We start from the raw sequence: 22,394 nt of genomic DNA, 5'->3' as shown, positions 1-22,394 counted from the left end.
TGGATTTTTGGTTTGCACTTCAAGCCCCCCTCCGGTTGCGAGCGCCCTCGCATTGGTATTCCGGGAGTCTAAAAGTACTGAGCTTAATCAGCTTTTTGCTTTTAGTGCGGAAACGCACCTGGACATAGCAAAATCTCCCGGAATTCCGGGATACCCGCAATGCGGGATAAATTTATGTATTAAGCTTTCGGGCTTTTAGCTCCCTATTTGATCGTTGCGTGGACGATCAAAAACACGTGCTTATCAATAAAGTAATTTCAGGAGATTGGCAAGAAAAATCAAAATAATCTCAAAGACTATAAGATTGGGTACTTTTTAAAAAAGTGCGAAATATGGATTATAAATCGCGTTTTTTTGCTATCAAAATATCGATAAAATTTGGATTTTTANATCGCGTTTTTTTGCTATCAAAATATCGATAAAATTTGGATTTTTAGTTTGCACTTCAAGCCCCCCTCCGGTTGCGAGCGCCCTCGCATTGGTATTCCGGGAGTCAAAAATACTGAACCTAAATCAGCTTTTTGCTTTTAGTGCGGAAACGCACCTGGACATAGCAAAATCTCCCGGAATTCCGGGATACTCGCAATGCGGGATAAATTCATGTATTAAGCTTTCGGGCTTTTAGCTCCCTATTGGTCGTTGCGTATACGACCAAACTTACACTTTAAGTGATAAAGTAATTTCAGAAGATTGGCAAATAAAAATAGTTTTTATTTATAAACTTTGTTTTTTAATGAGAGGCTTTCCGCCTCTCAAACTCTCCGGAACGCTCACCAAAATCATGAGATCAGACCCGCGTTTAATGAGGGGACTAACAATCCTAGGTTCTTAAGGTCAAGGAGACCATTACATGGCGCCTAACGGCGTCCTTGACCCAAGAACTTAACGGCTTGTTTTGTCCCTCTCACGCGGCTCCGAAATCATGATTAGAAGGGGATCTTATAGGGGTGGTGATATCCGGCATATCAATTTATCAACGTGTTTTTTTAGAGTGTGATGAATATTTTAGGCTGGATTTTTTTGTCGCGTTTGATGAAATAATCTCGTTTGAGGGTGGGTGATCTGAAGTGCTTGGGGAGATTGGCTAGGCAAGAAGCTGGGTTAATACTATTGTTTATAGAGTGGCGTGGGGTGGAAGTTTCATTTGGCTTTATTCTGTGAATCTGTAAAAGCGTGAAAACGTATATTCGTGAAAAAGGAAAGGCTTTATGTTGTTAGGGGCGTTGTGGTTAATGATACGCAATGTATGGGGATCGTGTTTTCGAAGGTAGGGAGAGCAACATAAATGAAAGGAGTGGCTTAGAGGAAATGTGTGGAGAGAGGGAAAATGGGGCAAGGGTGTACGGGAATACATAGAGTGTGGAGGGGGGCGGTGAAGCATGTTGTGAATGGTGTGTGAAGAATGGAGAAGGTTTTGAAAAAAGGAGGGGGCTTTTGGTGTGGGGAGTGGTGTTTATCTGAAGGGCGCATGTTTAAGGTGTGGAAGGCGGAAGGTGAGGAAAAGTTGGAGGGAGGAGGATTGTTTGTAAGTTGTGGAGGGATTAGTCAGAGGTATTGGGAAAATGCTTTAGGGGAAAAATTAGCGTAATTTCTTGTCATACTGAAACCAAAATCATCATAAAAATTGAAGGAAATTAGCGGGTAAAATTGGTGGAGAGAAAGTTTTGATTCTTAAGGTGTGAGGTGATGTTTTTTGAGAACATGAGAGAGTAAACTTGAAAAACCTTTCCCTTTTTGTGGAATTTTTATTCACAAACTTAAGAAAATAGGGTATGAACGCTGGAAATAACGCGCAGCTTAACAAAATATGTGCACTGTAAAGGAAATGTTTGTTTATGTCAAAAGAAGAAGTTTTAGAATTTTCTGGTATCGTTACTGAACTCTTACCTAACGCGATGTTTCGTGTGAAACTGGAAAATGATCATGAAATTATTGCCCATACCGCTGGTAGAATGCGGAAAAATCGTATACGGGTGTTGGCCGGTGATAAAATCATGGTGGAAATGACACCTTATGATTTGACAAAAGGGCGTATTACATATCGCTATAAGTAGCCTCGTGGGTGGCTTGTGCTTTTTTCTAAAAGCTATCATATTATTTCTATTATTTTTTAACAGTTTTTTAGTTTGCTTTTCATGAGTGAAAAAAGGGAAGTATTTGAAGGTCCTTGAAAAACTGTAAAATCAATGCAAAAAAAGGATAAGGAGATTAATGGTGCTTAAAGGGGGGCGCTTAAAAGGGGGTGCGTAAAAGGGGGGTGAGAGGGAAGTCAATTGTGAAGGGGTGGAAATGAGAAATATAAGAGAGTGGGGGGAAAAACGTTTGGCAGATACTCTTACAGAAGAAATTCATTTGGTGCTTGCCTCCGCTTCGCCAAGGCGTTTAGCGCTCTTGGCACAAATAGGGATTGATCCGCAGCAGGTTTATGCAAGTGATATTGATGAAACACCAAAATTAAAAGAACATCCTGCAAAGCTTGCCAAACGTTTGGCAAAAGAAAAAGCGCTGAAAGCCCAAGAGATTTTGCGCTGGTACAGTCAGAATGGTCAAGACGAGTTGCAGAATGGTCAAGAAAAATTACCTGGACAGAAAATGATTATCTTAGCGGCTGATACGGTGGTGGCTGTGGGGCGGACCATTCTCCCCAAACCAGAAAGCGAGGATGAGGCTTATGAATGTTTACGATACCTTTCTGGGCGTTCGCATAAGGTCTATGGCGCCATTTGTGCGCTCAATGAACATGGAAAAATAACCGTAAAATTGGTTGAAAGTCGTGTCCGTTTTAGACGCTTAACCTCTGCCATGATGAAGGCTTACCTTGCTTCAGGAGAATGGCAAGGGAAAGCGGGTGGCTACGCTATCCAAGGAAAAGCCGGTGCTTTTGTTGTCTATATCAGGGGATCTTATTCTAATGTTGTGGGATTGCCTTTGGCTGAAACAGCCGATCTCTTGATCGCTTATCACTATCCACTTTTCACTCACTGGGCTGAAGAAACGCATTAGAAAAACTGTAAGGCAAGTTCAATGCAAGGTGAAAAGCAACAAAAAGAGAAAAAAAATGAAAAAAAAGGAACAGAAGAAAAGTTAATGAACGAGCAGAAGACAAAGGTGCGCCAAGAACAAAAAGAGCTAAATTTGCAAAAAGAGACCCGTCCTCCGCATCCTTGTCCTATTTGTGGTCAAATGTCACAAAAATCTTCATATCCTTTTTGTTCCACACGGTGCCGAGCCATTGATCTTAATCGTTGGCTTTCAGGCTCTTATATTTTACCGCCTCCTCCACAGAAAAGTGATGAAGAAGAATAAAGGGGGCTTCCTCTTGAGAAGAGGACGCTCAGAGCGTTTTTTTGTGTGGGAGCTAAAGGAAGGCGCGCGGGATTATCCTATATCAATGGATTCAAGAGCTGGATTAACGGCTTGGTTATTGTCGTCATTCGCAAAGACGCAGATTAAGTTCAATCAACGATGGAAGTTTTAATACATATCTAAGACTTATCCCCAGTGGTTACCATGGATAATTATAAATTGCCTTGTTACAGGAAGGTCGATAGTGCTTTGTTGCAGGAAGGTCGTTGATGCTTTTAGGGTATGAGGAAAAATTGATCATCTAATCAGTATTGCTAAGGAAAAAGAAGGGGGGCGTGTTTTGGTGCAAAGAGGTGGCGCAATAAAAAATCGCTTGTTGGTGCTTTGTTGCGTGAAAGTTGTTGGTGCTTTTAGGGTATGAGGAAAAATTGGTCATCTAATCAGTATTGCTAACGAAAAAGAAGGGGCGCGTGTTTTGGTGCAAAGAGGTGGGGCAATAAAAAATCGCTTGTTGGTGCTTTGTTGCGTGAAAGTTGTTGGTGCCTTTAGGGTATGAGGAAAAATTGGTCATCTAATCAGTATTGCTAACGAAAAAGAAGGGGTGCGTGTTTTGGTGCAAAGAGGTGGGGCAATAAAAAATCGCTTGTTGGTGCTGTGTTGCAGGAAAGTCGTTGATGCTTTTAGGGTATGAGGAAAAATTGATCATCTGATCAGTATTGCTAAGGAAACAGAAGGGGTGCGTGTTTTGGGGCAAAGAGGTGGGGCAATAAAAAATCGCTTGTTGGTGCTTTGTTGCGTGAAAGTTGTTGGTGCTTTTAGGGTGTAAGAAAAAATTGATCATCTAATCAGTATTGCTAAGGAAAAAGAAGGGGGGCGTGTTTTGGTGCAAAGAGATGGGGCAATAAAAAATCGCTTGTTGGTGCTTTGTTGCAGGAAGGTCGTTGATGCTTTTAGGGTGTGAGGAAAAATTGGTCATCTAATCAGTATTGCTAACGAAAAAGAAGGGGGGTGTGTTTTGGTGCAAAGAGGTGGGGCAATAAAAAATCGCTTGTTGGTGCTTTTGCTGGGTAATGGTATGGTGTCATTTGGGGGCTGGATTGATTATATCGTGATTTTGACCGTATCTGTGTTCACTTGGAAAGCTAATCAATATGATGTCGCTTTTATTGGAGCGGCAACATTATTCCCTGGTATCGTTCTGTCTAAGCCAATTGGAATGTTGGTAAGTCCACCGTTCTATGATCCATTGGTTGCGGGCGTCACTGCTGTTACGGGCGCTATGTACTGTCGGTTTATTGCTGGCGACGAGTCTGCAAGGATTTATTATACTGGCAGTTATTCGAGCGACATTCAACAGTCTAGCCATGCCTGCAATTTCCGTTCTTAGTGCAAATTCTGTGCCTGAACACGGACGGACTCGTTACTATTCTGTGCTTAACATGATCAATAGCGCAGCAAAGATGATAGGACCTGCTTTGGGGAGTGCTCTGTCTGTACTTTTATCAGATACCTATACTTTATTATTTTCTGGATTTTTGACATTGCTAGGCTTTATCGTGTTTTGTTGTCTTGGTGCACAACCTGTCTCGTCGCTAAGAATAAAAAAAGCGAATACCACGCAAGCACAGCAGAGGCTTTATGGGACAGCTTGGTATGCCTATGTGGCGGTGGTGTTTGTGTATTTTGCCATGGTCTTTATGGTGAATAATCAGTTGCCCGTTATTCTCGGCACAATGAAAATGAATAAACAGACTCTTGGAATGCTGGTATCTGCTTCAGCGATTGGTAATTTTCTCTATGGGTTTTGGCGTGTGAAACAATCAAAGCATAAACCCCTTACAGGCAAAATATCGGAGTTGTTAATGCCGGCAATGTCAACAATGATTGGTTTTGTCATGATCTCAGTGTGCTTTTTTTACTTTGATTTACTCCGTATTGAGACTTTGTTGCTTTGTTTTTTCCTTATTGGAATGGTTAGCGCTTACTTTTCCATATCTTCTAATGTTTATCTGGTAAGCAATTTCAATGAACAGATTGGATTGGCTTCCGGATGGGTGCAGTCTATACAAAATTTAGCTATGTTGGTGGCGCCGTTTGTTGGAGCGTTTGTTTTAGGTCACACTTCGGCTGGAAAATTGTTCCTTCTTTCTGGATTGAGTGGATTATTCTGTTTATTGGCTATCAGGATATTGGTGAACCGTTCTTTGTCTATTGTTCGATCTCAATGATTGGCTCATCAACGAAACAAATGTTTTAAATCATTTTTCTGAGGTTTAGAGGACGTGGAGATAATCCAACATAGAGCAGCTCTTTCAACGTTATAGATTCAATTTTTGATTTTTACTTAACCGCTCATATTTTTGTTTGTTTTTCGGGGCTTTGTTTTCTTGACACTGTTCTACCGTCTCGTAAACTCAATAGGGGGCATGGTTTTGAGCGATAATGTCATTTTTGTTTAACTCCGCTTTGCTACGAATAGTCAAACTTAAAAACTCAGCTGCTAATCCTCAATCAGCTTGGCTTGACGCAATAATGGAAACAGAAAACAAGCTATAGTGTGAATTATCTTATATGCCATAAAACATCACTCTTGGGGGTATGGTGATATCAGGTATGGGAAACTTTAGGCGGGGGTATGTTAATTGTTGCTCTTTTTCCTAATCAGAAATCAACCACAAGATTGCTTTTTGTTTTTTTGGCTGGAGGTCTCTAAAGTTTTTCAAAAGAGTGTGTTCTTTTTCGCTATAGGTTTCTTGATCACGGAGTGGGGTATTTTCTTTTGTTGAGATATCTTCTTTTGTAGCAATGTCTGCATAAAAAAAGCTTATAGGAACTTCCAGTTTTTGGGCGATTTTGAGTAAACATCCTGCGCTTACACGATTGAAGCCTTTTTCGTATTTTTGGATTTGTTGAAAACTGACACCTAAATGGCTTCCTAATTCTTTTTGGGAAAGGCTCATTGAAATGCGTCTGTGGCGAATTCTTTTGCCTATCAGAATGTCGATAAAATTTGGATTTTTGGTTTGCACTTCAAGCCCCCCTCCGGTTGCGAGCGCCCTCGCATTGGTATTCCGGGAGTCTAAAAGTACTGAATCCGAGTCAGTTTTTTTGCTTTTAGTGCTTAAAGCACCTGGACATAGCAAAAACTCCCGGAATTCCGGGATACCCACAAAAGTAGGCTCAATTGTACGCTCGGATTTAGGGCTTTTAGTTCCCTATTGATCGTTGCGTGGACGATCAAAAAACATTTTTTAATTTGTAAAGTAATTTCAGAAGATTGGCAAGAAAAATCAATATGCCATAAAACGGCGCTATTTGAGGTGTGCTGGTTTGAATTTGACTTAAGGGGGAGAGGATATGTTGATGGGGGCGTTTTGCTTAATCAGAAATCAACCACAAGATTGCTTTTTGTTTTTTTGGCTGGAGGTCTCTAAAGTTTTTCAAAAGAGTGTGTTCTTTTTCGCTATAGGTTTCTTGATCACGGAGTGGGGTATTTTCTTTTGTTGAGATATCTTCTTTTGTAGCAATGTCTGCATAAAAAAAGCTTATAGGAACTTCCAGTTTTTGGGCGATTTTGAGTAAACATCCTGCGCTTACACGATTGAAGCCTTTTTCGTATTTTTGGATTTGTTGAAAACTGACACCTAAATGGCTTCCTAATTCTTTTTGGGAAAGGCTCATTGAAATGCGTCTGTGGCGGATTCTTTTGCCTATCAGAATGTCGATAAAATTTGGATTTTTGGTTTGCACTTCAAGCCCCCCCTCCGGTTGCGAGCGCCCTCGCATTGGTATTCCGGGAGGTTGAAAATACTGAACCTAAATCAGCTTTTTGCTTTTAGTGTTGAGAACACTTGGACATAGCAAAAACTCCCGGAATCCCGGGAAACCCACAGAGTGGGATAAATTTATGTTTAGGTTTCGGGTCTTCAACTCCCTATTTGACCGTTGCGTAGACGATCAAAAAACATTTTTTAATTTGTAAAGTAATTTCAGAAGATTGGCAAGAGAAATGAAAATAATCTCAAAGACTATAAAATTGGGTACTTTTTAAAAAAGTGCGAAATATGGATTATAAATCGCGTCTTTTGCTTAATCAGAATGTCGAAAAATTTTGATTTTTAGTTGGCACTTCAAGCCCCCCCTCCGGTTGCGAGCGCCCTCGCATTGGTATTCCGGGAGTCAAAATACTGAGCTCTAGTCAGTTTTTTGCTTTTAGTGCGGAAACGCACCTGGACATAGCAAAATCTCCCGGAATTCCGGGATACCCACAAAAGTGGGCTCAATTGTACGTTAGGTTTAGGGCTTTCAGTTCCCTTTGGTCGTTGCGTGGACGATCAAAAACACGTGCTTATCAATAAAGTAATTTCAGAAGATTGGCAAGAGAAATGAAAATAATCTCAAAGACTATATGATTGGGTACTTTTTAAAAAGTGCGAAATATGGATTATAAATCGCGTCTTTTGCTTAATCAGAAATGTCGATAAAATTTGGATTTTTAGTTGGAACTTTACACCCCCTCCGGTTGCGAGCGCCCTCGCATTGGTATTCCGGGAGCAACAAGTACTGAACCCTAGTCAGCTTTTTGCTTTTAGTGCGGAAAAGCACCTGGACATAGCAAAAAACTCCCGGAATTCCGGGAAACCCACAAGAGTAGGCTCAATTGTACGCTAGGGTTTAGGGCCTGTTTTCCCTGTTGATCGCTGCGTAGACGATCAAAATGACACTTTAAGTGATAAAGTAATTTCAGAAGATTGGCAAGAACAATCAAAAATTTTCTATTCTGTTATGCCATAAAACGGCGCTATTTGGAGGGGTGTTATATCAGCATATCAATATTCACATTTAGGCGTTTTTTAGAGTGTGTGATAAATGTTTTAGGCTGGACTTATCTGTCTAGTCTAATGAAACAGTTTCGTTTGTGGGGTGGGTGATAACTATACAAAGTGATCAGTAGGGGGCCTTTGAGATAAGAAGTTGGATTGTTTACAGAACAGTGTTTACAAAGCGGTGTGGAGTGGTGAGCCTTTCGTTGGCTTTGTTCTGTAAAGATGTAAAAGCGTAAAAATGTATATCCGTAAAAGTGAAGCGGAGGATTTGTGGATTTATATATTGTGCGTGTTTTGGTTACGTTGGGCTTTTGTCTGACATAGAATGTAGTGAGAGGATTGGGGGAGGTGCCAGACTGGAAGAGAAATGGAGAATGTTGTTGAGTGCGTTGGTTGGAGAAGAGTGTGGGAGGAATGGAAGGTGATCTGAAACGAATGCGTGGTCAGTGGTGGAAACTTGCTAGACAAGTATTTGAATTATTTACAGAACAGTGTTTACAAAGCGGTGTGGGGTGGTAAGCCTTTCGTTGGCTTCGTTCTGTAAAGATGTAAAAGCGTAAAAATGTGTTTGTGAGAAAGGAGTGGGGGGCTATGTGTTGTGTGTGTTTTTGTCATGGTGAGAAATGTGGCGAGATAAATGAGGGAAAGAGTCTGTGAATGGAAGTTGGGAGGAAGAGTGCTGTTAAGTTGTGAGTGTGTGACGGGAGAGAAAAACGGGAAGGGAGAATGGAGAGAGTGCGCATGGATAGGAGAAGAGTGTTGGTAAGGCGGTGGTGCAAAGAGATGCGTGAAGGAATGGTGATTTAAGGAGATAGAGCTTGATTTGTTGAGCCTGATGAAGTGCTGTCGTTTGAGGAGGGGAGTCTGAAGACTGTAAGGGGGGTACTAGGCAAAAAGCTGGGTTCTTTTACAGAACAGTGTTTACAAAGCAGTGTGGGGTGGTAAGCCTTTCGTTGGCTTCGTTCTGTAAAGATGTAAAAGCGTAAAAATGTGTTTGTGAGAAAGGTGGGGGGGCTATGTGTTGTGCGTGTTTTTGTCATGGTGGGCTTTTGTCTGACATCGATGGGAGCATTGGGGGTGAAGAGACTGTAATAGTGGGGCTAGGCCGGTTGGGGTTGGGCTGGTGGGGAGGCTGGGCTGGTGGGGAAGCTGGGCTGGTGGGGCGTATAGGGGAGTTGCGGTTTTTGTTTAAATTGATAGCGTATTTTTTTCTCCCTCTTGCTATGAGGCGTGTAAAAACCCATATTCTTTTTAGCACTACGGTTCTTCTTCATGCGGCATCATTTGCGGTGTTTTGTGGGGGGTGGGCTGTCCTTTGAAGATGTCTCTTTTGTGGAATGTTGGGGGAATTTAAAGTGCGGTGGTGGCTTGAGATTTAAGGAAAAAAAATGAATTTGGAAAAATATAGCGAACGCGTGCAGGGTTTTTTACAATCAGCACAAAGTGGTGCCCTTGCTTCTGATCATCAGCAGTTTTTGCCGGAGCATCTGTTGAAAGTGTTGTTAGACGATTCTCAAGGATTGGCAGCATCACTGATCCAAAAAGCGGGTGGTGATCTTACTCTTATTCGAAAGGCGCTTAATGAAGCACTTGATGCTTTGCCTAAAGTGCAAGGGGGGAATGGACAGCTCTATCTCTCTCAGCCGTTGGCAAAAGTCTTTAACATGGCGGAAGATTTGGCGAAAAAAGCCGGTGATCAATTTGTGACCGTTGAGCGTGTGTTGCAAGCGCTGATCATGGAAAAGACCGCAAAAACTGCTGATATTCTTACAAACGGAGGGTTGACAGCGCAGGCGCTTAATGAGGCTATTAATGATTTGCGGAAAGGAAAAACAGCAACAAGCCCCCATGCCGAAAGCCAATATGATGCTTTGCAAAAATATGCCCGTGATCTCACAAAAGATGCCCGTGAAGGAAAACTCGACCCTGTGATTGGGCGGGAAGAGGAAATCCGCCGCACTATTCAGGTGCTCTCTCGGCGGACCAAAAATAATCCTGTGCTTATTGGTGAACCAGGGGTGGGGAAAACAGCTATCGTGGAAGGGTTGGCATTGCGCATTGTTAATGGCGATGTGCCTGAAACTTTGCGGGATAAACAGCTTCATGCGTTGGATATGGGAGCGCTTATCGCTGGTGCAAAATATCGTGGGGAATTCGAAGAGCGCCTCAAAGCGGTGTTGGCAGAGGTGCAAGCTGAAAATGGGCAGATCATTTTGTTTATCGATGAATTGCATAATCTCGTTGGGGCTGGAAAATCTGACGGTCCTATGGATGCTTCTAACTTGTTAAAACCTGCTCTTGCACGCGGAGAACTCCATTGTGTGGGGGCTACTACGCTCGATGAATATCGAAAATATGTCGAAAAAGATGCTGCTCTTGCACGCCGCTTTCAGCCTGTCTTTGTACCGGAACCCTCTTTAGAAGATACTATTTCTATCTTGCGCGGTATTAAGGAAAAATATGAACAACATCACAAAGTGCGCTTGGCTGATAGTGCTTTGATTGCGGCGGCGCGTTTGTCTAACCGCTATATTACGGATCGCTTCTTGCCGGATAAAGCTATTGACCTTATCGATGAAGCGGCGGCACGGTTGCGCATGCAGGTCGATTCAAAGCCGGAAGAACTCGATGCTGTTGATCGGCGTATTTTACAGTTGAAGATCGAACGGGAAGCTTTGAAAACAGATGTCGAGCCAACAGCAAAAGAACGTTTGGAAAATGTGCAGGAGGAACTCAAAACATTGGAACAACAGTCCGCTGAGATGACAAGTGCTTGGCAGGCTGAGAAACAAAAATTAGGGCATGCTGCTGATTTGAAAAAACAACTCGAAGAAGCACGTAATGCTTTGGCTATTGCACAACGTGATGGACAATTCCAACGCGCTGGAGAGCTCGCTTATAGCGTTATCCCTGAACTCGAAAAACAATTGAGCATTGCGGAAAATGATGATCAACAAAATCATCTCGTTGAAGAGACGGTTACTGCTGAACATGTGGCGCGGATTGTTTCACGCTGGACCGGTATTCCTGTTGATCGAATGCTGGAGGCAGAACGGGAGGCGCTGTTGCGTATGGAAGATGAAATTAGCAAACGTGTGATTGGGCAGGGAGAGGCTGTTCAAGCTGTTTCTCGCGCTGTACGCCGTGCGCGCGCAGGGTTGCAAGATCCCAATCGCCCGCTTGGCTCTTTCATGTTTTTGGGTCCTACCGGTGTGGGAAAAACCGAATTAACCAAAGCACTTGCCGCTTTTCTTTTCCAAGACTCCAATGCCATGTTGCGCATCGATATGTCGGAATATATGGAAAAACATGCTGGGGCGCGGCTGATTGGGGCGCCACCTGGATATGTTGGATATGAAGAGGGTGGGGTGCTGACCGAAGCTGTACGTAGAAGACCTTACCAGGTCATTCTATTCGACGAAATTGAAAAAGCACACCCTGATATTTTTAATCTCTTGTTGCAAGTGTTGGATGAGGGACGTTTGACCGATAGTCAAGGACGTACCGTCGATTTTCGCAATACCTTGCTGATTATGACTTCTAATCTTGGTGCTGAGTTTTTAACTGCTTTGCCTGAAGGGCAAACCGTTGAGCAGGCAAAAAATGATGTTATGAATGTCGTGAAAGCGGCTTTCCGTCCTGAGTTTTTAAACCGTATTGATGAGATTATTCTCTTTCAAAGGCTGCAACGTCACGATATGGAAGCGATCGTCGATATTCAGATAGAACATTTGCAAAATTTGCTCAATGAACGCAAAATAACTTTGCAAATCGAGCCAGAGGTGAGAAAATTTCTTGCCGATAAGGGCTATGATCCGCTCTATGGTGCGCGTCCGCTTAAACGGATTATCCAAAAAGAAATTCAAGACCCACTGGCGGAAAATATCTTATTTGGAAAAATTCATGATGAGACAACGGTGAAAATTACAAAACAAGGAGATCGGTTGGAATTTTTGCCTGAAGATTAAGTGTGGAAAAATTCACGCTATAAAGGGCGGTGATAATCCTATTATGCGATAATACCGCTCTTTGAGGTGTGCTGATTTAGAAAATTCACGATGAGACAGCGGTGTTTTATCGCAAAGCAAAGGGAATGGTCGGTGTTTTTGCATGTTAAATGAGCGTTCTCGAATATCGTAGGATTCTTTTACTTCTGATTGTCGTGAAAGCTATTTTCTTGCAATGTAATGAGTGAAGTCACAAGAGGGATTGCTTTATTGCTTTGTGCGTAAAAGCGTTAAAGAGAAATGCCGTTTATCCGCCGTAAAATATTGCTCTTTGAAGGGGGGGTAGGGAATTTTAGACGAAGATATTTTGATGATGGATTGGAATTTTGCTGTTTAAGAAAAAGGTGGAGGATGCGTAAAATGCACTGCTCTCTCATTTTTTCGGTGATGTGCGTTTTTCTGCTTTAAAATTTTGCTAAAAGTTTTTTTAACTGTTTGATTGATTGCACTCTTGTCGGTGGCTCGTAGATGAGGGAGTATGATTATCTGCACAATCAAGTTTGCTCCTTTGCAGTTTTTTAATCAAGATAAAGACTGAAAAAAAGCTCCCTAACTTGTTTTGGTTAAAATTTTTGCTATTCGTGTTATAAAGACAAGTTTAAGTGGAGGTGTATATTAAAAATATCATCTATATCTTAATTTAGTTTACTTTACTTATTTACCAATAAACTATAATATGGTAAATACTAAGTAAAACAAAAAGATAATGAACTTTTTTCAAGAGTTTTAATAAAAACTGTATTGGAGTTTATTGATAAAAAGGATCATTTGAAATTTAAATGGGGGGTATAATCTCATGAAATTAGCTACAAACTTAGCCACAAACAAGGAATTAATTAACAGCTGGTTTGCAAAGGAAGTTAAGAGTTACAATGGGCGTATTCCAGAAGGCTTAAAGGATTTCTACGAGGATAGGAAAGATTCGTTAATAAGTGATGCTGTGCTTCAACAGGAAATTTTGGACTCTTTAATACAGCGTATATCGTTAACACCGGATGATTCCAATCCATTAAAGATGTTTCTTGAACAAGGCATTTCTTTTAGGGAGGAGCAAGGGGCGAGAGTTTTTGATACTATTAGAGGTGAGCATTCGATATCTGTTAAAAGTGGAGAAAGCGTTGATCCATTTAAAGTGAATGATCCAGAAATTGACGCATCATCTATACCGGACAAACGAGAAAATACCCATACATTTACGATGACGTGTGACCGAAGAGAGCGTGCTTTTAGAGACGAGTGTGGGCTGTACAATCTTTTAGAAGAGATCAGATCGTTTGTCCGAGAGCAGGATAATAGTGAGAGTTACAATTGGTTAGAAAAGCTTATTGATCGTGCATTAAACAGTGAAGTTGCACCGTTACAAGAAACACAAGAAATCTACATTCCAGACATTCGTGATCATCGTTTAGATGAAAAATCATATGAGCTCGCTATAAAAATCATTCGACAAGCAGTCGGATGTCTTGGGATTCGCTCACGTTTGTACAATGCTTGTTATTTTCAAAAAGCTTGTTCTTTGCGTGATCTTGTATTCATTTTTGTCAGCAATGCTCAATTTGACATAAATGATCAAGTTCTTGACGAAGTCATGAATATATCGACAGTTTGTGACGCTGAAAATAACCTTTTAACAGTGAAAGATTTTGGTGAGAAAAATAGCGATGTTATTGGTCTTGCTATGTCAAAAAAAACGATATCTATCCATGACTTAAAAAGAAAAGGGTATAGCGAGTGTGATCCAAGCAATTTGCGCACGAATATCTTTTTTCATATTTCGCAATCGTCATTATTTCGTCCGTTTGAAACAATGATTGTCTTTAAAGCAGGGACTGATGATCAGATTGAAAAAACAATAAAAAGGTACGAAAGCGCCAATGGCATGAAGTTAAAAGAAGAAGCAGAGAAAGAAGCTTTAAAAAGAGTAAAAGTGCTATAAAAAGATTAATAGAGGCATTCAAAAGTCATTGGAAAATTATAAGTGACAACAAAAATGCAGCTGATTATCCTATCTGCCGTAAAACATTGCTCTTTGAAGGGGTGTGGTGTGCTAGAATATTTGAGGGCAGGGTTTGAGTTATTGAGCCTGATGAAGTGCTGTTGTTTGAGGGGAAGCTGGTTTGAATTTGACTTAAAGGGAATATGAATGGAATAATGTTGATCGTTGCGCTTTTGCTTAATCAGAAATCAACCACAAGATTGCTTTTTGTTTTTTCGGCTGAAGTTCTCTAAAGTTTTTCAAAAGGGTGTGTTCTTTTTCGCTATAGGTTTCTTGATTGTGGTGTAAGAGAGTTTCTTTTGTTGAAAGATCTTTTTTTGTGGCAATATCGGCATAAAAAAAGTTTACGGGAACTTCTAGTTTTTGGGCGATTTCGAGCAAACATTTTGCGCTTACACGGTTTGAGCCTTTTTCATATTTTTGGATTTGTTGGAAACTGACGCTTAAATGGCATCCTAATTCTTTTTGGGAAACTCCCATTGCAATGCGTCTGTGACGGATTCTTTTGCCTATCAAAATGTCGATAAAATGTGGATTTTTAGTTGGCACTTCAAGCCCCCCCTCCGGTTGCGAGCGCCCTCGCATTGGTATTCCGGGAGTTAAAAACACTGACTTGACTCAGCTTTTTGCTTTTAGTGCCAAAGCACCTGGACATAGCAAAATCTCCCGGAATCCCGGGATACCCGCAAAGCGGGATAAATTTATGTGTCAAGTCTTCGGGTTTTTAATCCCTATTGATCGTTGCGTAGACGACCAAAATTACACTTTAAGTGATAAAGTAAATTCAGAAGCTTGGCAAGAACAATCAAAAATTTTCTATTCTATTATGCCGTAAAACACTGCTCTTTTAGGGGGAGTGAAGAGCTAGAATATTTGAGGGCAGGGCTTGATTTGTTGAGCCTGATGAAGTGTTGTCGTTTGAGGGGGGGGTCTGAAGACTGTAAGGGTACTAGGCAAAAAGCTGGGTTCGTTTATAGACTATTGTTTATAGAGCGGTGTGGGGTGGTGAACCTTTCGTTGGTTTCGTTCTGTAAAGATGTAAAAACGTATATCCGTAAAAATGAAACGGAGGACTTATGGATTTATATATTGTGCGTGTTTTGGGTCACTTTGGGCTTTTGGGGGCGTGGAATGTGGTGCGAGGATTGGGGGGAAGTGTTTTCGTGAATGGAGGGGGAAGCTGGGAGGAAGAGGGGTGTTCAGTTGTTAAGTGTGTGATGGGAGAGAAAAGGGGGAATGGAGGATGAAGAGAGTGCGCATGGATAAGAGGAGAGTGTGGGTAATGCGGGTGTTGCAAAGAGATGTGTGATGGATGGCGGCTTAAGAAGATAGGGTTTGATTTGTCGAGCCTGACGAAGTGTTGTCGTTTGAGGTGGGGTGTCTGAAGACTGTAAGGGTACTAGGCAAAAAGCTGGGTTCGTTTACAGACTGTTGTTTATAGAGCGGTGTGGGGTGGTGAACCTTTCGTTGGTTTCGTTCTTTAAAGATGTAAAAGCGTAAAAATATATATCCGTAAAAGTGAAGTGGGGGATTTGTGGATTATATATTGTGCGTGTTTTTGGTCACTTTGGGCTTTTGGGGGCGTGGAATGTGGTGCGAGGATTGGGGGGAAGTGTTTTCGTGAATGGAGGGAGACGCTGGGAGGAAGAGTCTGTTAAGTTGTTAAGTGTGTGATGGGAGAGAAAAAGGGGGAATGGAGGATGAAGAGAGTGCGCATGGATAAGAGGAGAGTGTGGGTAAGGCGGGTGGTGCAAAGAGATGCGTGAAGGATGGCTTAAGAAGATAGGGCTTGATTTGTCGAGCCTGACGAAGTGCTGTCGTTTGAGGCGTGGTTGGGTGTAAGCTTTATTTTGTGGGGAAAGCTGCTTTTTGACGTGGGATTGTAGATTAGTGCTGGTTGGGAATTTTCATTCTTTGAGACGTGGGCTGGAAGTCAGTGTACTAATATAGCAGATTTTGATCTCATAATTTTTACATTCTTTCTTTTTTTAAAGCAAATAAGCAAGAAAAATTAATATATTACTTGATATTAGAGTAAATGCTTATATCAAGAGGAGTATTTCTTTAAAAATTTTCACTTAACTTATTAAGCGATTTATTAGAATAAAAGACTCTTCTGAAGTTCATATCACCAATTGTATCGAAGGAAGTGTAACTTTAAGTGTAGAAAAGTTTAATATCGGATGGTTGATATGAATTTGTTTTTAAAAAAGAGTCCATTAGCTCTTTTTTGTTCTCTCTTTATTTCCAAAGTTGGTGATTATGCTTATGAAGTTGTTTTTATTTTACTGGTCTTAGAATTAACAGATAACACCTTTTTTACAGGTCTTGTGTATTTTTTTCGATTTATCCCTTTTCTCTTTTTTGGCCCTATAGGAGGTTGGTTAGCGGATAATTTTTCTTTGAAGAAAAATATGATCTTAAGTGAAGTTGTTAGATTATTAGCTTCATTGTTTGTTTTTATAACTTATATAACAGGTACGGCACATATCATTGTTCTTATTTTTGCAGCAATATGTACAACGATAGGAAGAAGTATTTTCCAACCAAGTTTTCAAGCTGCTATTCCCAGAATGTTTTCAATAAAAGATCTTACAAAGGCCAATAGCATTGCTCAAATTATCATGGAAACGGCAGCCGTCATTGGCCCTTTGGTTTGTTCCATACTGCTTTTTTTAGCAAATAAATCGGCAGTACTCATTTTTGATTTTTTTACCTATTTTATATCTATTATCATGTTATTTAATCTCATGAATTTAAATTCAAGCGAGAATAAATCATTCAATTTTATAAAAATTTATCGAGAAACAGCTTCATATCTTAAATATATTTCTACAGAAAATAATAATTTATTTATTACGCTCGTTAGCTCGTCGTTTGCTATTCTCTTTACGGGTGCAATTTTAAGATTTTTAATTCCAGCTTTTGTTCTTTTTGTGGGGGGAGAGGAAAGCTTTGTGAGTTATATTTTTTCTCTCATGGCTGTTGGAACTATTGTTGGTGGTTTGTTATATAGTAAAATTATATTAAATATTACTTCGTTGAAGCTCATGATATTTTGGCTTCTTTATGGGGTTATTCTGTTTGTTATGCCCTTAGCTGCAGAAATTTATTTAAAATTCCTTCTCGTGTTAGCATTTGTTTTAGGATTTATTGGTGCCTTTGTGGATATTGGTTTAGTCTCAGCTATTCAATTATATTCTCGTCGTGAAGATTTTGGTAAGAGTTTTGGAACCTTTTCAACTTTAGCAAACTCTGCGGAAGCAATGTCTGGCTTTATTGCTGGACTTTTGGCACTCGTGGGATTGTTAAGCTCTTTTTTAGCGATGTCCGCATTAATTATTTCCACGGGAATTATTGGCGTTGTAAAAATTAAGAAAAATAAAGAGTTAACACCTCTTAACACGACAGTTGATGACGACCATTGATATATTTGATATCTCCATGCCGTTTCTTTTTTTTTAAAGACGGTTTTGCTCATTATCTTATTCATGAGGTAAAAACACAGCTCTTTGAAGGGGGTGATCTGAAACGAATGAGTGGTCAGTGGTGGAAACTTGCTAGGCAAGCATTTGAATTCTTTACAGACCGTTGTTTATAGAGTGGTGCGGGGTGGTGAACCTTTCCTTGGCTTTGTTCTGTAAATGTGGAGAAGCGTAAAAATGTGAATCTGTAAAAGTGAAGTGGAGGATTTATGGGTTCATATATTGTGCGTGTTTTTTGTCATGATATGGAGGGGTGAGAAGGATTGGGGGGAAGTGTCTTCGTGAATGGAGGGGAAATGAAGGGTGCTGTGCGTTGGTTTATGTAATGCAACACACCATGAAAGTAAGTATACATATACTATATGCTTTACATGTGTTTTTTCGTACTTTTAACATATATATTTTGTGTCTTAAACATAAGCTTTGAGTACTATGAGAGATGGTGGTCGTTTTTTAAACAAGCGAGAAAGTGATTAACTAATGCTTGATAGTAAAGCAGTATGTTGTTAAGGCTATTCTTTGAAAGGATGCTCTTATTTCTGGTGTAGGAGCTTCTCAGAAGAGAATACAATTTATAGGGGAGTTAAGATGTCAAAATATTTATTTCCGTTGCCTCTTGTCTTGGTGGCTGGTTGTGCATCTATCAATAATTATTCATCAAGTTATGTCAGTCCAAATATTACGCAAGATGATATAAAATTAATTGCTAACGATTTTGTTCGTAATCTTAAAAAACCTTTACCGCCCGCTACAACAACACTTATTGTGAAAAAAAATAAAACAGAAGACAACTTTACTCCTGTATTTATTAATCTCTTGCGACGGAATGGATATAACGTGATCTATACAGATCAACCAAACAAACAGCAAAATGGTGTAATTTTGACTTATCAAATAACGCCAATAAAGACAGGTATCTTGTCTATGGTTTCTTATGATGAGGTTGGAGTAACGCGTTATTATATTCGCACTTATAATAGATGAAACCCCTTTGCCGGTTTGTCTCAAAGAAGTAGATAATGAAGAAATGTATTTCAGGGGAAGTGTTGGGATTAAATTAATCAATAAAAATTTGCAGATGTGAAAATTACATATTCAGATGACAATTATCCGTCGTCTCGTTTACAATTTCAGTGTTGTAACGAAGAAAGATGTCGTTTTATCTGTTTGCAATCTTTCATGTTCTGTCTCAGTTATATAGCGCTTTTATCGTTTCTGTCTTATAGAAAATTACTTTCTGTTCTACGGCTCTATATGCCAATCTAATAGTCAGATCTAAACAATCAAATTCATATGAACTCTTTACAGAAATCTGTTGTTTGAGATTGTTGGAAAGGTGTTTTGTTTTTATCAAATTGTCGCGTGGTGGTTTGGGAGTTTCCTTTGGCTGCGTTCTGTGAAGATGTAAAAGCGTAAAAATGTGAATCTGTAAAATGATGCGGAGGATTTATGGATTTATATATTGTGCGTGTTTTTTGTCATGGTATAATGATAAATCCATTGAGCACCCCTATCTTTACACTTATGAAGAAGCAAGCTGGGTATTATCATTATATTTGCTAGCCCCTAATGTTGTGACAGCTCTTGGAAAGGTTCATAAGAGCCATTTTTACTCCTTTCTTAATAGTTTTACACGGGCTCTCCTCGCTTTTAACGTGGAAGCGAATGATTTTGATTGATTCAACATGGGAGGGATTTGAAATGAGAGAATCTTACGATATTCGGAACTCTCAATCAATATAAATAATGCTAAATTATCATTATAAATCAATATATTGTTATTGTATGGAGTGGTGAGAAGGATTGGGGGAAGTGTCTTCGTGAATGGAGGAGAAAGTTGGGATGAAGAGTGCTGTTGAAGTGCGTTTTCTGGAGAAGAGTGTGTGGGGAATGGCTGTGAACAGATTGCAGAGCTGATGTGTAAAGAGATGTGAAGAGAGAAAAATCGTGGTGGGCGTTTATATTCTATGCGGAACTTAACAATTATAGTTGCATCTATATTTGTATGGGGGATATCCGTGAAATGGGTGTGAGAAGCATTGAGAGGTGTTTTTTTAGTAAGCGGGTGGAATGAGCAATACAATGAAATCCTATTTAGAGGGGAAATCCCATTTAGAGGGATACCTATTTAGGAAAAATCCTATTTTAGCTCTTGTTGTTTTAGACATTGTGTTTTGTATGAGGGGCATTTTGCAGGAAAAGTGTTTTGAGGGATGTGGCTCCCTTAAAGAAAAACACAAAAATATCAAAAGAAAAATATAAAAACTTGACAAGGTAAATGTAAAAAGGTATCATAATGATACAATCGGAATTGTGCGTTTAAATCAGAAGAGATCTTTGATAAGATTCTGTGAGAGAGGTGGGGATGTCTTTCCAAGGTTTTGGTGTTTTTATCCTATTTTGAAGTTTGTTATCCTATGATGTCGTAAACCGGTGCCTAAACCGTTTTTTGAGATGTGGTGGTATCAGGCGGTAAGGCTTTAGGCAGAGGGGAATATTGGCAACGGATGTCGATTGATGCGCTTTTGTCTAATCAGAAATTAACCACTGTCTAATCAGAAATCAACCACAAGATTGCTTTTTGTTTTTTCGGCTGGAGCTCTCTAAAGTTTTTTAAAAGGGCGTGTTCTTTTTCGCTGTATGTGTCTTGATCGTGGTGTAAGGCATGTTCTTTTGTGGGAATATCTTCTGTTAAAAGGTCCGCATAAAAAAGTTCATAGGAACCTCTAGTTTTTTAGCAATTTCGAGCAAACACCCCGCGCTTACACGATTTAAACCTTTTTCATATTTCTGGATTTGTTGAAAACTGACACCTAAATAGCTTCCTAACTCCTTTTGAGAAAGTCCCATTGAAAGTCGTCTATAACGGATTCTTTTACCTATTGAAATGTCATTAAAATGTGAATTTTTAGTTTGCACTTCAAGCTCCCCTCCGGTTGCGAGCGCCCTCGCATGAGTATTCCGGGAGTTAAAAGTACTGAGTTCAGTCAGCCTTTTGCTTTTAGTGCTGACAAGCACCTGGACATAGCAAAAGCTCCCGGAATCCGGGAGATACCCACAAAGTGGTATCGATTTTTATGTACTGAACTTAGGGCTTTTAACCCCTCTTGGTTGTTGCGTAGACGACCAAAATTGCCTCATTAGTAAAGTAATTTCAGAAGATTGGCAAGAAAATTAAAATATTTTTTAGTCTGTTATACTGTAAAATAGGGATGTTTGGGGGCGGTAATCTGATGTTAGTAGGGTAAGTAATCTGATGTTAGTAGGGGAATTTATTGGGTAAGAGGTTGGATGATAGTTTAAAACCAGTGCGGGGTGGAAGCTTTATTCAGCAGAGGAAAATTTGCTTTTTGAAGCCGAATTGTAGATCAGAGCTTATCTGGCGTGTTTGATGAAACACCATTCTTTGAAGTGTGGGATAGCCATATGAAATAATCAGCAGGGAAATCTGATAGACGAGAAATCAGCTTGTTGACAGACCCGTGTTTACAGAACGGTGCGGGGTAGTGATTTGAGCGTTTCATTTGGCTGCGTTCTGTAATGATGTAAAAGCGTAAAAATGTGAATCTGTAAAATTATGCGGAGGATTTGGGCTTTATGTGGGCTCTTATCTTTTTGGGTGTGTCCCATTTTTTAATTGTTGAATGCTTGGCAAATTTTGTTGCTGATTTTTATGTCATTTTTTGTGTTTGAGGTTTTGGTTTCTCTTTAGTTGGAAGGAACATGATGATGGTAGATGAACATTGTCTTCCCTTACGTCGAAGAGGGCGGAAAAAAGGGGCTTTAAATAAAACAACAAAGCGATTTAATGAAGCTCTTTTGACAGCGGCGGAGCAGGCTGGATATCACTATGGTGAAGATGGGCTGGTGTCTTATCTTCAGTATCATGCTCTCAATAATCCCGTACCGTTTTTTTCGCTGCTGGCAAAAGTGTTGCCTCTTCAGGGGGCTGGAGAAGGGCAGGTTAAAACAGTTTCGCGTATTGAGATTGTACCAGTGAATGCAAAAAATAGCGAACCGGAGAAGTGTGATACTTCGATAACTGAGGCTTGAAGAAGGCGCTGTGATGTTTGGGCATTTACTGGAGAGCAGAATATTTTGGTGGGAGATATTTGGGCTTCCTACGTGGAGACGCCGGATTTTATGGGCGATGACAGAGGGGCGTGTGCTGAAGAGGTGATACTCGAGAGGTACAATGCTTAGGGGGCGTGGTTGTTATCTACTGTTTTGGATTTTTGTGAAGGTTTGGTCTTTTCTCGTTATTGAAGGTGTGGAGATATCAAAAACAGTTTCGCGTATTGAGATTGTACCAGTGAATGCAAAAAATAGCGAACCGGAGAAGTGTGATACCTCGATAACGGAGGCTTGTGATATTGAAAAATGTTAGGCTGAGGTGGGTGATGTGGGGTGATGTCTTGGAAGGGGGCTGCTTTGGTGATTGCCTATCTTGAGGGAATTGAAGCGGAGGCTATCGTGCTTGTGGGCGCTCGTGATACTGGGAAGGGGCTTTGGTGAATGATGCCGTAAGGGCCCGTGTGCTGGAGGGGATTTGGTGCAGGGTATTTGTGTGGTGGATATGGAACAGTGTTTTGATAGGTGAGGGCATGAAACTTGAGAGAAGTGTTATGCTTGCGGGATACATGTGTTTTGGTGGGGGTATCTTGGGGGATAGACAAGTGTGAGGATTGGTGATGCTTGAGAGGGCATGATATTGGAGGATATTGGGCTTTGGATATGCCCGAGAGCTATGTGCTGAGGCTATGATTTGGGTGGG

At 40.4% G+C, this 22,394-nt stretch carries 19 protein-coding genes and 1 pseudogene; 16 read left to right on the top strand and 4 right to left on the bottom strand.

The window, feature by feature from the left end:
• Positions 1–1,414: 1,414 nt before the first annotated feature.
• The 5 genes from ACFILD_RS01200 to ACFILD_RS01180 all read left to right on the top strand — a co-directional run bounded on the left by ACFILD_RS01200 (position 1,415) and on the right by ACFILD_RS01180 (position 5,534).
• Complete coding sequence (locus ACFILD_RS01200) at positions 1,415–1,588, top strand: hypothetical protein (protein ID WP_375631467.1); 174 nt, start codon at positions 1,415–1,417, stop codon at positions 1,586–1,588.
• Positions 1,589–1,835: 247 nt separating this feature from the next.
• The gene (gene infA / locus ACFILD_RS01195) at positions 1,836–2,054 is read left to right on the top strand and encodes a translation initiation factor IF-1 (RefSeq protein ID WP_004857577.1); all 219 of its coding nucleotides are present in this window, start codon (positions 1,836–1,838) and stop codon (positions 2,052–2,054) included.
• Positions 2,055–2,289: 235 nt separating this feature from the next.
• Positions 2,290–3,003: a Maf family nucleotide pyrophosphatase gene (locus tag ACFILD_RS01190; RefSeq protein ID WP_273790830.1), complete on the top strand. Its 714-nt coding sequence runs from the start codon at positions 2,290–2,292 to the stop codon at positions 3,001–3,003.
• A 21-nt stretch (positions 3,004–3,024) separates the two neighbouring features.
• Positions 3,025–3,306 (top strand): DNA gyrase inhibitor YacG, encoded by a 282-nt coding sequence (yacG, locus tag ACFILD_RS01185; RefSeq protein ID WP_273790829.1) that lies wholly within the window; start codon positions 3,025–3,027, stop codon positions 3,304–3,306.
• A gap of 1,238 nt (positions 3,307–4,544) precedes the next feature.
• Complete coding sequence (locus ACFILD_RS01180; protein ID WP_375664657.1) at positions 4,545–5,534, top strand: MFS transporter; 990 nt, start codon at positions 4,545–4,547, stop codon at positions 5,532–5,534.
• A 429-nt stretch (positions 5,535–5,963) separates the two neighbouring features.
• Here ACFILD_RS01180 and ACFILD_RS01175 read toward each other — a convergent pair whose 3' ends face one another.
• Positions 5,964–6,335, bottom strand: coding sequence for a helix-turn-helix domain-containing protein (locus tag ACFILD_RS01175; RefSeq protein ID WP_375631426.1), 372 nt, complete (start codon positions 6,333–6,335; stop codon positions 5,964–5,966).
• 349 nt (positions 6,336–6,684) lie between these two features.
• Positions 6,685–7,056 (bottom strand): helix-turn-helix domain-containing protein, encoded by a 372-nt coding sequence (locus tag ACFILD_RS01170; RefSeq protein WP_375631426.1) that lies wholly within the window; start codon positions 7,054–7,056, stop codon positions 6,685–6,687.
• A gap of 1,460 nt (positions 7,057–8,516) precedes the next feature.
• On the opposite strand from ACFILD_RS01170, the gene ACFILD_RS01165 reads away from it, so the two are divergent.
• From ACFILD_RS01165 to ACFILD_RS01145, 5 genes are all read left to right on the top strand, one after another.
• Entirely contained in the window at positions 8,517–8,651 is a 135-nt protein-coding gene (locus ACFILD_RS01165) for a hypothetical protein (protein ID WP_273790828.1), read from the top strand.
• A gap of 118 nt (positions 8,652–8,769) precedes the next feature.
• Positions 8,770–8,898: a hypothetical protein gene (locus ACFILD_RS01160; RefSeq protein WP_375658169.1), complete on the top strand. Its 129-nt coding sequence runs from the start codon at positions 8,770–8,772 to the stop codon at positions 8,896–8,898.
• Between the two features lie 250 nt (positions 8,899–9,148).
• A complete protein-coding gene (locus ACFILD_RS01155; RefSeq protein ID WP_375631424.1) occupies positions 9,149–9,451 on the top strand; it encodes a hypothetical protein in 303 nt (100 codons plus the stop codon).
• Positions 9,452–9,520: 69 nt separating this feature from the next.
• On the top strand, positions 9,521–12,100 hold the full coding sequence (clpB, locus tag ACFILD_RS01150; protein WP_375631423.1) for an ATP-dependent chaperone ClpB: 2,580 nt from the start codon (positions 9,521–9,523) through the stop codon (positions 12,098–12,100).
• Positions 12,101–12,935: 835 nt separating this feature from the next.
• Entirely contained in the window at positions 12,936–14,075 is a 1,140-nt protein-coding gene (locus ACFILD_RS01145; RefSeq protein ID WP_375664656.1) for a hypothetical protein, read from the top strand.
• 237 nt (positions 14,076–14,312) lie between these two features.
• On the opposite strand, the gene ACFILD_RS01140 is transcribed toward ACFILD_RS01145, so the two are convergent.
• Complete coding sequence (locus tag ACFILD_RS01140) at positions 14,313–14,684, bottom strand: helix-turn-helix domain-containing protein (RefSeq protein ID WP_375664659.1); 372 nt, start codon at positions 14,682–14,684, stop codon at positions 14,313–14,315.
• Between the two features lie 527 nt (positions 14,685–15,211).
• Here ACFILD_RS01140 and ACFILD_RS01135 point away from each other — a divergent pair.
• The 4 genes from ACFILD_RS01135 (at position 15,212) to ACFILD_RS01120 (ending at position 18,604) form a co-directional block, all read left to right on the top strand.
• On the top strand, positions 15,212–15,382 hold the full coding sequence (locus ACFILD_RS01135) for a hypothetical protein (RefSeq protein ID WP_375664655.1): 171 nt from the start codon (positions 15,212–15,214) through the stop codon (positions 15,380–15,382).
• Between the two features lie 301 nt (positions 15,383–15,683).
• Positions 15,684–15,809 carry a hypothetical protein gene (locus tag ACFILD_RS01130; protein WP_375664653.1) on the top strand — a complete coding sequence of 42 codons (126 nt, stop codon included), beginning with the start codon at positions 15,684–15,686 and terminating at the stop codon, positions 15,807–15,809.
• A 518-nt stretch (positions 15,810–16,327) separates the two neighbouring features.
• Positions 16,328–17,563: an MFS transporter gene (locus ACFILD_RS01125; protein WP_375664658.1), complete on the top strand. Its 1,236-nt coding sequence runs from the start codon at positions 16,328–16,330 to the stop codon at positions 17,561–17,563.
• 645 nt (positions 17,564–18,208) lie between these two features.
• Positions 18,209–18,604, top strand: coding sequence for a hypothetical protein (locus tag ACFILD_RS01120; protein ID WP_375637704.1), 396 nt, complete (start codon positions 18,209–18,211; stop codon positions 18,602–18,604).
• A gap of 1,567 nt (positions 18,605–20,171) precedes the next feature.
• Here the strand turns inward: ACFILD_RS01120 and ACFILD_RS01115 are convergent.
• Positions 20,172–20,539, bottom strand: a pseudogene (locus tag ACFILD_RS01115) (helix-turn-helix domain-containing protein).
• Positions 20,540–21,346: 807 nt separating this feature from the next.
• Between ACFILD_RS01115 and ACFILD_RS01110 the strand changes: the two are divergent.
• A complete protein-coding gene (locus ACFILD_RS01110; RefSeq protein ID WP_273791298.1) occupies positions 21,347–21,673 on the top strand; it encodes a hypothetical protein in 327 nt (108 codons plus the stop codon).
• Between the two features lie 184 nt (positions 21,674–21,857).
• Positions 21,858–22,007, top strand: coding sequence for a hypothetical protein (locus ACFILD_RS01105; RefSeq protein WP_375643514.1), 150 nt, complete (start codon positions 21,858–21,860; stop codon positions 22,005–22,007).
• Positions 22,008–22,394: the final 387 nt, after the last annotated feature.

The sequence above is a fragment of the Bartonella sp. CL162QHHD genome, assembly GCF_042195435.1.
Classification (GTDB): Bacteria; Pseudomonadota; Alphaproteobacteria; order Rhizobiales; family Rhizobiaceae; genus Bartonella.
This window is presented reverse-complemented; position numbering and strand designations above follow the sequence as displayed.